Raw genomic sequence first — 12,552 nt, forward strand, 5'->3', positions numbered from 1 at the left:
AAGAATAAATGTCCTCACTTGCTTTTAATATATACTTATGAAACGGTTGACCTATATTTTGATGGGAGTATTATTTCTCCTCTACTACATATGCTATCAAGGGGTGTTGTCACATATAGTTTTCTATCATGAGGAACACCACCTTTTCCTTTTTTCCAACCTTTATTTTCACCAATGTATCCAGTCTGAGGGTTGGTTAGGTTATCTAACTAATTTTATCATCCAATTCTTTTATATTCCCAGTTTGGGAAGTGCCATTTTAGCATTAATGCTTACTTTGATTTATTGGTTTGTAAACAGGATTATAAAAATACTTAGTGGAAAGAATGATTTGCTTCAATTATCTCTTATTCCTTCTCTATCTTTTTTCTTTTATACGATGAGTGCAGATCATTCATTGTCTGTAGTAACAGGTGGATTCTTGTTATTATTTCTTTTATATGTTATACTGTTTCTTCTCCAATATTACTATTCTCTTTTTCCTTTCTTTAATATACCTCGTATTTCTAATAAATATATACGTTTTGTTTTATCCGCTATTTGTTTAGCTGGTTATACAGGGTATGGCTTTTATCATTTTATCCATTCTTATAATCGCAGCGAACGTATCATGTTGAAAACAGAACAGTTAGTCAAATCCGGTGAATGGGAGAAAGTATTGGAATATACTAACGGATATTTAATGACCGGACGCAGCAACCAGCTTATTTCTTATTTTCATCATTTAGCACTTTATCATACAGGTCAGCTGCCTTATCGTTTGTTGGATTATCCACAAAAACAGGGAGTTAAGGGCCTCTATTTCCCATGGAACAGTGACAGTCGTGAGAGTGAATACGGACATATTCTCTATGAGGAGTTGGGATATATCAATGAAGCACAACGCTGGGAGTTTGAGTCGATGGTGGTATGGGGAGAGACAGCCCCCCACCTGATAAATTTGGCACGGTATAACATTGTAAACCACCGCCCGCTAGTGGCACAACGCTTTATTAATAAGCTAAAACAATCTCTTTTTTATCGGGAAGCAGCATTGGAGCTTGAGTCATTGGTAAATGGGGGGAAGGTTCCCGGGCTGAGAAACGCATTGGATGGAAAGGTGGATACTCCGGCACGGTTTGCCAATGTCTTGAATATAGGGCCGGAATTGCAATATTTATGTGAGAATGACAGCACCAACAAAATGGCTTTTGAGTATTTAATGAGTAATTTATTACTGAGTAACCATGTGGTTCGTTTTGTGGATAACTTGAAATTGATGTCGCATTTTTCTTATACGGAACTTCCTCGCATTTATGAAGAGGCTCTTTATATTTATAAATTAGGTGTTGGCGAGGAAGAGTTTTCAAAGGTAGGGATAAAGATAAGACCGGCAACGGAAGATCGGTTTAAACGATATTATGGCCTTGTGCAAAGCAAGCAGTGGGGCACTTTGCAGAAGGAGTTTGGAAATACATATTGGTTTTATTTGAATTATATCAGTCCTTATGGCAATAAGGTGATAGCTAATTAATGGAAAATTATATGAGAATACAGAATCTGCTTTACTATACATTACTTGTTTTTCTGTCCGGATGTACACAATATCATCAGGCAGAAAGCATGAGTGATCGGTTACCATTGGTTTATCCTGATTATACGGATGTAACTTTCCCTATGAATATCGCTCCTCCTAACTTTAGAATCCAAGAGGAAGGGGAGGCTTTCCAGACGGAAATAGGATGTGGGGAAGAAAGCCGCTACATGCTGATTCAGGATGACGAACCGGTAGTCCGCATACCGGAAAAAAAGTGGAAGGCCTTGCTGGAAAAAGCTGCCGGCAAAAAAATATATTTTAGAATCACGGTTAAACAGCATGGCAGATGGATGCGTTATGCCGATATTCAAAATAGTATATCTGCTCATGAAATAGATCCTTTTTTGGCGTATCGTCTGCTTTATCCCGGATATGAGCTTTGGAACGAGATGGGGATTTATCAGCGTGACCTGACAACGTATGGGCAGACTCCCATTGCGGAAAACAGGGATTTTGGGAAGCAATGTATTAACTGCCATACGTTTAACCGGAACTCTCCCGATACAATGATGGTTCATGTACGCGGCAAACAGGGAGGCACTTTGATTTCCCTGAATGGTGAGATTGAGAAGGTTAATCCCAAACCTGAGGAATACACGCATGGTGCCACTTATCCCGCCTGGCATCCTTCCGGTAAATATATTGCCTTTTCTGCCAATGAGATACAGCAGTTTTTCCATTCTTCCGGACGGAAACCTATAGAGGTGTCTGATTTGGCTGCCGACCTGATGGTTTATGATGTGCAGACTCACGAAGCTTTTACCGACTCGTTGGTTTATGGTGAACAGTATATGGAGACTTTTCCGACCTGGAGTCCGGATGGAAAGCAGATTTATTTCTGTCGTGCAGAAGGATACCGTCAAGGGATGCCTTTGGATAGCATCCGGTATGATTTATACCGTATACATTTTGATGCGGAGCATTCCAAACTGCATACATTGGAATGTGTCTATAAGGCGTCGGCACTCCATAAGAGCGTTTCCTTTCCGAGAATTTCACCGGATGGCAGGTTCCTTGTATTTACTCAGTCTGATTACGGTAATTTCTCCATCTGGCATCCTGAAAGTGATTTGTATCTGCTTGACCTGGCTACAGGTGATGTACGGAATATCACGGAAGTGAATAGTGACAATGTAGATAGTTTTCATACTTGGTCTTCGACGGGGCGATGGCTGGTTTTCAGTAGCAAACGTCTGGATGGTTTGTGGGCCCGTCCGTTTTTTGCGTATTTTGATTCCGAAACAGGACATTTTGGCAAGCCTTTCCTGCTGCCTCAGAAGAATCCCGATTTTTATGATACCTTTACATATACTTATAACTTACCGGAATTAATCAAGGCACCTGTAAGGACTGGCAAAAAGTTGTTGAAAACAATAGCTCAACCGATACATCAGACCAAAATAAAAAATTAACTGTCCGTTTTAAGGAAAATATATAAAATATTATCTTAATAAAGACGTGTGTTAGTTAATATTGTATTAACAAAATAAGTGGTTGCTAATCAATTGGTTATTCTGCTTTTGGAATATCTGGGAAAGGGATATTATCAAAGTACTGGGGATGGAAAAACAGATAAAAAAAGCAGTAATAACTGATTGGGTAGAATTTTAGTAACTTCATACTAGTGTTATGATATATAATAAGGAGGCCTTAAAAGAGTATTTCCACGGAATATTGCTAATAAAGCTGAATTAGCACCTTATTTAAGCGGTTTAAATACATAAACTAGTAGGATGCAGGTAGAAAATATTTGGCCAAATAGACTCTACAGAGCGTATGGAGGCGTTTTTATGAAGTCGGATTTATTTCTATCGTTTTGATTATCAGTAAAGTAGTTTAGAGAATAATTCTAGAAGAACTATGGTATATAGTTCTTATTTATTATTCTTTAAATTAATACTTTATGTTGAAGAGAGTCAAGTCGGTCAGTATGCTGCTATTCCTTATGGCTGCATCTACAGGAAGCATGAACGCTGTTTCTGCTCCTGCAATGGCAAGTTCAAATGCTATTGAACAACAGACCGGAATCTGTAAAGGAATTGTAAAGGATGCCACAGGTGAAACTGTAATTGGCGCATCCGTAGTAGTAAAAGGTACAACTAATGGTACTATTACCGGTATCGATGGTGATTTCACCTTAAGTGGAGTACCTAAGGGGAGTACTCTTGTGATTTCTTTTGTGGGCTATGTCACACAAGAAATAAAGTTTAATGGTCAGGCGCTTGACATTGTCTTGAAAGAAGACAGCAAGACTTTGGATGAAGTAGTTGTGGTGGGTTATGGCGTGCAAAAGAAGGTAAACCTGACCGGTTCGGTAACTGCTGTCGGCCCTGAAGAATTGACAACACACGCTAATACTAACCTGTTGGCTACAGTTCAAGGTCAGGTTCCGGGTGTTACCATCATCTCTCGTCCGGGTTCCGATCCAGCAATCAATATGCGCGGCCGCGGTAACTTGGGTACATCGGCTCCGTTGTTTGTTGTCGATGGAGCTATTGCCGATGCCGGTTTCTTTTCCAGCTTGGACCCGAATTCCATTGAAAGCATTTCATTCTTAAAAGATGCGGCTTCATCAGCTATCTATGGTTCGCGTGCTGCATACGGTGTAGTACTGGTAAAGACTAAAGGTGGTAAGGAAGGTAAAGTGAAAGTAAGCTATGACGGAACTGTCAGCTTGAAGTTTGCTACTTATACTCCGAAAGTGTTAGGCTCTGAATGGTATGCCCGTTTGAGTAACGAAGCGGCATTGAATGAAAACCCCAATACGGCATCACTTCCTTATACAGAGGAAGCTATTCAGAAATTCCGTGACGGTAGCGACCCTGATATGTATCCTAATACAAATTGGTATGATTTGGTATTGGATGACCAAGCGGTGATGACCAAACATTCTGTCAGCATCAGTGGTGGTAATAAAGTGAAGTATTATACTTCATTAGGTTATATGTATGATGATAAGTTTACACCGGGATCTAGTTCTAATCGTTATAACTTGATATCAAATCTTTCTTCAGATGTGAACGATTGGCTGTCTTGGCGTTCGAATATCAATTATATCCAAAATACATCGGATACAGAAACCGGTGGTATCGCTTATGTTAATTTGCTGACTATTCCTTCTACTTATGTGGCTCGCCAGAGTAATGGAGAATGGGGTAGTTACGAAGGTGGAAAGCCGGCTGCTTTAGTGAATATGCAGCGCAATCCGTTACGTCAATTGGAAGAAGGCGGATGGAATAAGAGTAAGTCTGAAAATACATTGATAAACTTGGCTGTAGATATCAAACCGATAAAAGGATTGGTGTTAACCGGTGAGATGATTTATAAGGCGTATGATTATAAATATAGAGTCTATGAAGCTAACCGTCCTAAAATCAAGGACTTTGTTACCGGCGCGGAGCTGAATAGTACGAACACAGACTCTAAAATGACTTATGACTGGCAGGAAAACAGCCGTTTGACATACAATGGTTTAGCTAACTATACATGGAGTAATGATATTCACAGTATTGGTGTTTTAGGAGGTATCTCTTATGAACATTACCAGTACCAGAAACAAAAATCCTATCGTAAGAAATTCCCGACTAATGGGATGACTGATATCAATGGCGGTTCCAGTGCTCCCGAAGATATGCATACGGAAGGTGGTACCAATGAAGATAAGTTGATGTCTTATTTCGCACGTGTCAACTATTCTTATAAAGACCGTTATCTGTTTGAGGCTAATCTTCGTGCGGATGCTTCTTCTCGTTTCCACAAAGATAATCGTTGGGGTATCTTCCCTTCATTCTCTGCCGGATGGCGTGTGAACCAAGAGGAGTTTATGAAAGATATTCATTGGATTAACAACTTGAAGATACGTGCTTCTTGGGGACAGTTGGGTAATATCAACAACGTAGGTCAATACGATTATTTCTCAACTTATGAGCAGGGAGACAACTATAACTTTGAAGATACAGTTGTGAATGGTATCATTGAAGCAAAACCGGCAAACGTAGGTTTGGGCTGGGAAACTGTAACTGTTACCAATATCGGTGTGGACTTTGATATCTTTAATGGTTTATTGAGCTTTACCGGTGACTACTATGATAAGCAGACCAAAGATATTTTGATGTCTTATCCGAGCCCTGCTGAAGTAGGTATTCCTTCAAAGTATAAAGTTTCTCAAAATATCGGTAAGGTTAGCAACAAAGGTATTGAAATTGCTATAACGCATAATAATAGAATAGGTGATTTTTCTTATTCTATCGGTGGTAACATTACCAAAAACTGGAATAAAGTAAAGGATTTGGGCGTGAACGATCCGATGATTGAGGATCCATGGATTAAGAAGGTAGGTTACGCTATCGGTACATTCTATGGTTATCGTTCAGACGGCTTGCTTACTCAGGAAGATATCGATAACGGTAATTACATTACAGACGGTAATTCAAAACCCAATGCCGGTGATATTAAATATGTTGACCTTGACGGTGATAAGAAATTGACGGATAAGGATAGGGACTATATCGGCTGTGACGTTCCCGATATTACTTACGGTATCAATTTGAGTATGCAGTACAAAGGATTTGACCTGAGTGTGTTCGGTCAGGGTGTAAGCGGTACTAAAGTTCGTTTCTATCAGGAACAGGCGTGGGCATTCTCCGATTATGCCAGCCCCCGTGAGTATCACTTGAAACGTTGGACTGTAGAAAATCCGAATCCGAATGCAGCTTATCCGCGTATTTACCCGTGTACCAGTGCACATTCTACATTTAATAATAAGTTCTCGGATTTCTGGTTGTTTGATGCAGACTATTTCCGTATCAAGAATATCACATTGGGATATACGTTCCAAAAGAATGTAGTACAGAGTTTGGGTGTAGAAGCACTGAAACTTTATGTAGCGGCAGAAAATCCGTTTACTATCCGTGCCGACCACAGAATGGAAGACTTTGACCCTGAAACAGCTTCAGGCCGTGGTGAAAATACACGAGGCACTACTTCTCTATCATTTGGTGTAAATCTAACTTTCTAATAAAAAGACAAAATGAAGACATATAATAAATTAATCAAAAATATTTTCTTCTGTACTGTTTTGGGAGCAACTGTCTGCAGTTGCGACTTGGATGTGGAGCCTACTTCCAACATTGCTACAGAAACTTTCTGGAAAACAGAAAAAGATGCATGGTATAATTTAAATGCTATTTATGCTAAGTCGATTCCCAGCAGTAATGTTCATGGGGAATCTTATACCGAAGATGTATATTGTCAGTATTCCTGGGAGTCATCAGGACCGACATTCCTTCAGGATGGTTTTAGTCCATTGTATGACTCGGGCTGGAATTTTGAGACGATTCGTAAGCAGAACAACTTTTTGGTAGAGGTTGAGAACTGTGTAATGGACGAAGATTTAAAGAAACGTTTTATTGCCGAAGTGCGTGCAATGCGTGCCTGGACTTATTTAGGAATGACAATTACTTTTGGTAAAGTGCCTTTGATTACGGAAGTATTGCCTTATGATGCTCCTAATGTTCCTCGTGACGAAGCAAGTGTCGTTCGTAAATTCATTTTGGATGAATTAACCGAAGCGGCAGCTGTATTGCCAGCCAAGTATAAAGGTGGTTATCCCAATGAAAAAGGACGTATGACAAAATATGCAGCTTTAGCAGTAAAGGCGAGAGCAGCACTTTATTTCGGAGAATATGCAGTGGCAGAACAGGCTGCTAAAGAGGTTATGGATAATGGAGGCTATTCTTTGTTTAGAATTTCTGAGCTGAGTGATGCACAAAAGAAAGAAGCGGAAGAAATGTCTTTATATATTGATTTTGATAAATATGGCATTGACCGTGATAAGTTTGTTAAAGGTATGTTTAGTTATGAAGCTTTGTGGCATACAGAAAATGCTAATCCAGACAATCCTGAATATATTATGACACATCAATATGTTGCCAATAGTGATCAGGATTGGGTGCGTTATACTGCGATACGTCCGAATCAGTTAGGCGGATGGTCTTCTGTAACACCGACTCAAAATTTTGTAGATTCTTATTGGACAGTCGATGGAAAAGAGGCGGATGTACCTTCTGTGGAAGAACGTGCTGCTGCTTATGCAAAACTTAAAGCTGATGCGGATGCCTATAGTTTGACTTCAGAAGATAAAGATAAAAACATGTCTCAATTTGTAGCATTTACATCGAATCTTATTAAAAGCGGTGAATTGAAAAATTATGAATATATGAAAGAATTCCGTAATCGTGATAGCCGACTGTATGTTTCAGTTTTATTCCCATGCAAGAGTTGGTATGAATCGGATTATGGAACTAATTATGTATACGAATGGGGGAAAGGTGGAAATAATGAATCGAAGACCGGATTTAACTTCCGTAAAATGTCTCCATTGGAAAATGACCCTATTGATGATGGTTTTGGAGAGGCTACCGGTGATTATCCTTGTATTCGTTATGCAGAAATTTTGTTGATATATGCCGAGGCTCATACTCAGACTACCGGATTTGATTCTCAGACTCAAGCGGCACTTAACCAATTGCGTGACCGTTGCGGTATGCCCAATGTTCCAACTAGCCTGAGTAAGGAAGCCGGTCTGGAACTGATTGCAAACGAACGCCGTATTGAGTTGGTTGGTGAAGGATTCCGCAGTGATGATATGTATCGTTATAGTGATGAATATTGGAATAAGCATATTAATAATGTAGATATTACTTCACCTGATGGTGATAAAATTATCACTATGAAGTGGAATTCTCGCATGCATTTGAGACCTATTCCTCAAACTGCAATCGACTTGAATCCGCTTTTGGCTAATGACCAGAATCCAGGTTACTAAAATCCTATAAATCTTTTTATACAATAGGGTTAATTATATAAAGAAGAAAGCCGGCTGAATGATGGAAGATTCAGTCGGCTTTTTTAATTGGTATGGGACTCTTTTTATTGCATGATGAATTTCACTGCAGCCCAATTGTTCTTTTCCCTGTGATGGATAAATTTCATTCCCAGACTTTCCGCTTTTTCCCGGATGGCAGGAATGTCCTGCACATAGAAGCCGCTCATGTAAAGCTCGGAACCGGTATGCATGCAGGCAGCGTACTGAGGCATATCCGCCAATAATATATTGCGGTTGATATTGGCGATAATGACATCAAAAGGTTTGCGTCCCTTCAATAAGGAGGCATCTCCCAATTCTACTGTAATATTATTAATCTGATTAAGAATAATATTGTCTTTGGAATTGTTTACACACCAATCGTCTATGTCAATGGCAGTAACGGGATTGGCGCCACGCATGGAAGCCAGGATAGCAAGAATGGAGGTGCCGCATCCCATATCCAGTACAGACTTGTCTTTTAAGTCGGCATCCAGCAGTTCGCTGATGATGGAACTTGTCGTTTCATGGTGCCCCGTTCCGAAAGCCATTTGGGGATTAATCAATATTTCGTATTCTGTTTTCGGAGTATCCTTGTGGAAAGTGCTGTGAATGCAGCAACGGTCACCGATAACGATAGGTTGGAAGAAATTCTTTTCCCATTCTTCATTCCAGTTTTTATCTTCAGCCTCTTTGACGGTATATTCCACTTTTGCGTCAGGAATGGGAAATTCCGCTACCATTTCCTCCAGTACTTCTTTATTGAACAGAGTTTGCTGGATGTAGGCTTGTACACCGCCTTCACATTCCACAAAACTCTCGAATCCGATATCTCCTGCCAATGCCGATACTACATCATTGATTGTTTCCGTGCAGGGATGGGTATAGAATGTAACTTCAAAATATTTCATACGTCTTTGTTTATTCGATTACTTTGCGGAGTAATGCTTCCATTTCGTTTTTGAAGATTCCGGCTTCGTGCACTTTCACTCCGTCCACATAAAAAGTCGGAACATAGTAATAGTCATATTGGTCGGCTATATCAGGATGTTGTGTTTCCTCTATCATTTCTATTTCTATCGGTTGGAATTCAGGGTATTCTTCTTTCAACTCTTCGATGTAGCGTAATGCCTTTTTGCAAAACGGACATCTTTCCTGATAAAATAATTTCACTGTTTTCATGTGGTTGTCTATTTTAGGTTTATATTTCTTCACATACCGGTATTTCCATTCCTCTATATACCACCACAATCTTATGCAGAGTGGTGGTGCCGACAGCTTTCTTCACGCTGTCCGTATCAGCATAGCGGATGGCGTTGGTAAAGTGGTCATACTCGTCGATGAAAAGATAAATTTTCTGACCGGCACGTTCGCATTCATGATAAAGATAATCCAACTGATTGACGGCTCCCTCTTTCTCGTCCAATTTTTCCTTGATGCCTTGCGGCAAATACGCTGCATATACATCGCAAAAATAGTCGAAACAGATTTTGCAATGCGCATCCAGTCCTTCGCGGTAGTTGCACAACTCACCGTTGATGCCGGAGAAGTTGAGATAAATCACCAGATAGCTGTTGCGATTCTGCGTAGGATGCTTCCCGATATATAAATCACCGAAAAGTTCCTCGAATCTGTCCTTGGTGCGTATGTCGTAATAGTGCTGCAACATATTTATTGTCAGGTTTTTACCGAAGCGGCGCGGACGGATAAAGAAGAAAAAACGGTCCGATTGTTCTATTAAGGGGATAAATGATGTTTTGTCTACGTAATAGTAATCGTCACGGCGGATGACAGCAAAGTTCATCATGCCGTAAGGCAACCGTTTTCTGTTGGGCACTATATATTCTTCCATAATTTGTTCCTTTTTTAAAGAAATATTCCTTTATAAATGGATAGTGACAAAGATAACTTCTTTTCATTACTTTCACAAACAAACCCTTTGTCTTTTTGTTTCGGATGTTTCTTCTCACAATAAAGCTGGATGTAATTATGCTCTCATTTGTGGCATAATTCGCTTATAATAAGTGTGCTATTGATGATGGAAACATAAATGAGTGGGAGTGTGTCCAAACTAAACCGAGCTATCCCATCGTCAGCTGTAGGGGCAGGGTTTGCCTGCCCGAAGACACAAAGCCTGAAGGCACAAAGCAAACTGTTTTCGGGCGAGCGAACCTCGCCCCTACAAACGAAACGACAGCATTATCCACATTTTGACACACCCACATTCTCATCTTGAAAAATAAATTATTCCAACTTGACTACATGGTACAAAGTACCTCTGATACTGGCTCTTTTGGGTACATTCAGCTTATGCAGAATATGTCCGAACCAATTTATCTTATTGATAGGCAGCTTGTCACGCGTGTTCTCTTGGAGGTAATTGAAAATCTCCATGGCAGTCAGCAATTCTCCCTCTTTATCAGCGGTAGCAGAAGAAAAGTTACAATTGAATAAATGCTCCAAAGGCGAAATTTGCTCGAATTTGCTGTTGCTTTGACGCAAAACAGCCTCATCTTCATCATTCAGCCAGTAACGTTACTGCTGATAAAGCAATGGCATGGCTTGTGCATAGAGCTGGCGGTAGTCTATGGTGTTTATTATGTACCTCAACATGGAGAAGATAATGTTCTGGTGTGTGGAGAAGACAGCGTGTGTTTTATTCTTTGTCCTTGTCTGCTTTTCCCTTTCTTTTATTTGTTTACGTACTGTTCTTTTCCTATCTTTGTATGTTTATCATTGCTTGACCACCTTCGTGGTTAAATCTAACTACGAAGGTGGTCAAAGTTAACTACGAAGGTGGTTAAGTCTAACCACGTCCGTGGTTAACAGATATTGAAAGTTCATTAATAAAAGAAGAACAGTATGGCAATACAATTTGATTGGTATGAAAATCCTAAAAACTCTGAGCAGCAAGGAGAAAAGACTATTTTTCATCCGCGTCTCCGGCTGAATGGAAAGGTGAGCACGGCCCAGCTTCGCGCCCGTATACAGAAATATTGTACGTTGACGGAGACGGATGTGGTTGCTGTGCTCGATGCGCTGTCGCATGCCATGGGCGAGGAACTGGCGGAGGGCAAGCAGGTGCATCTGGACGGCATCGGCTTTTTCCGTCCTAACCTGGTGAGCACCGAGCCGGTAACCGAAGAAACGAAGCGCAAAAGTACGAAGGTGAAACTCAAGGGGATTGTCTATCGTCCCGACCAAATATTGATGGATGAAGTGGGAAAGGTAAAGGTACAACGTACTCGGTTCTCTTTCCACTCGAGTAAACTGGCCAATGAGGAAATTGATGCGCTGCTGACAGAATATTTCACGACTCATGATTTTGTGCAGCGGAAGAGCTTCCAACTTCTTTGCGGCATGACGCAAACCACGGCCAACCGCCATTTACGCCGCTTGTGTGAAGAAGGAAAGCTGATAAATGTGGGACTTCCCAAACAACCGGTTTACAAGCCGATAAATGGATATTGTATTGTGAATAAGTAAGTTAAGTGCGTATTGTAAAAAATGAAGGGTGAGAGCATGAGAGTAATGCTCTCACCCTTTATTATGCTCTCATGGCGTGTATCGTGTTCATTGCCAATGAGTTGGAATTGCGGGTGAGAGCATGAGAGTATAAGTGGGTGCAACTTATTATTGTGTTATTTCACGCTTGGCTCCACTGCCTAAGATGACCATTTTCGTGACTTTACGAAAATGATTATCTACGTTGATATTCTGAGACTTGCATGAATCGACGGCACGACCTATCGCTACTATAAAGTTTTCCCAATGGGCATAACCTAAAATAGATTGCAGTTCACGGGCAAACCAAATTTCTATTTGTTCTTCTCCATTGTCGCTTTTGACCTCATGTGTTATGTCATCAAACGTTTTCTTATATTGGCTGATTCTTTGTATATCCATTATATTACTGATTTTAGACGAATAGGAAATTCACCGATATCTGTAGTATCATAATATCGTTCAATTCAAGTCATCTACTACACGTTCATTTATATTATTTATTAGTTTGGGCAGTTCCATTTTCTTCTATAATAGACTATTTAATCAGGTTTTTATGGCTGATTAAAGGTGCGTATAGATGCAAAGATACAAAATACTTCATTCA

At 40.1% G+C, this 12,552-nt stretch carries 7 protein-coding genes and 3 pseudogenes; 5 read left to right on the forward strand and 5 right to left on the reverse strand.

What is annotated here, in order from left to right; genetic code table 11:
- Positions 1–37 precede the first annotated feature (37 nt).
- The 4 genes from QYT14_RS03455 (at position 38) to QYT14_RS03470 (ending at position 8,402) form a co-directional block, all read left to right on the forward strand.
- On the forward strand, positions 38–1,513 hold the full coding sequence (locus tag QYT14_RS03455; RefSeq protein WP_288325203.1) for a DUF6057 family protein: 1,476 nt from the start codon (positions 38–40) through the stop codon (positions 1,511–1,513).
- Positions 1,514–1,524: 11 nt separating this feature from the next.
- Entirely contained in the window at positions 1,525–2,988 is a 1,464-nt protein-coding gene (locus QYT14_RS03460) for a cytochrome C biosynthesis protein (protein WP_288325202.1), read from the forward strand.
- 491 nt (positions 2,989–3,479) lie between these two features.
- The gene (locus QYT14_RS03465; RefSeq protein ID WP_288325201.1) at positions 3,480–6,593 is read left to right on the forward strand and encodes a TonB-dependent receptor; all 3,114 of its coding nucleotides are present in this window, start codon (positions 3,480–3,482) and stop codon (positions 6,591–6,593) included.
- Positions 6,594–6,605: 12 nt separating this feature from the next.
- Positions 6,606–8,402 carry a RagB/SusD family nutrient uptake outer membrane protein gene (locus tag QYT14_RS03470; protein ID WP_288325200.1) on the forward strand — a complete coding sequence of 599 codons (1,797 nt, stop codon included), beginning with the start codon at positions 6,606–6,608 and terminating at the stop codon, positions 8,400–8,402.
- Positions 8,403–8,506: 104 nt separating this feature from the next.
- On the opposite strand, the gene prmA is transcribed toward QYT14_RS03470, so the two are convergent.
- The 4 genes and pseudogenes from prmA to QYT14_RS18835 all read right to left on the reverse strand — a co-directional run.
- Positions 8,507–9,352, reverse strand: coding sequence for a 50S ribosomal protein L11 methyltransferase (gene prmA, locus QYT14_RS03475; RefSeq protein WP_237038354.1), 846 nt, complete (start codon positions 9,350–9,352; stop codon positions 8,507–8,509).
- Between the two features lie 10 nt (positions 9,353–9,362).
- Positions 9,363–9,623 (reverse strand): thioredoxin family protein, encoded by a 261-nt coding sequence (locus QYT14_RS03480; RefSeq protein WP_237038353.1) that lies wholly within the window; start codon positions 9,621–9,623, stop codon positions 9,363–9,365.
- A 97-nt stretch (positions 9,624–9,720) separates the two neighbouring features.
- Positions 9,721–10,293 (reverse strand): annotated as a pseudogene (locus QYT14_RS03485) (AAA family ATPase); the annotation flags it as partial.
- Positions 10,294–10,685: 392 nt separating this feature from the next.
- A pseudogene (locus QYT14_RS18835) lies at positions 10,686–11,033 on the reverse strand (DUF3874 domain-containing protein); the annotation flags it as partial.
- A gap of 270 nt (positions 11,034–11,303) precedes the next feature.
- Here QYT14_RS18835 and QYT14_RS03495 point away from each other — a divergent pair.
- The gene (locus QYT14_RS03495; RefSeq protein ID WP_288325197.1) at positions 11,304–11,927 is read left to right on the forward strand and encodes an HU family DNA-binding protein; all 624 of its coding nucleotides are present in this window, start codon (positions 11,304–11,306) and stop codon (positions 11,925–11,927) included.
- 156 nt (positions 11,928–12,083) lie between these two features.
- Here QYT14_RS03495 and QYT14_RS03500 read toward each other — a convergent pair.
- Positions 12,084–12,347 (reverse strand): annotated as a pseudogene (locus QYT14_RS03500) (DNA damage-inducible protein D); the annotation flags it as partial.
- Positions 12,348–12,552 lie beyond the last annotated feature (205 nt).

Origin of the sequence: uncultured Phocaeicola sp. (assembly GCF_948499155.1) — a bacterium.
Classification (GTDB): Bacteria; Bacteroidota; Bacteroidia; order Bacteroidales; family Bacteroidaceae; genus Phocaeicola; species Phocaeicola faecalis.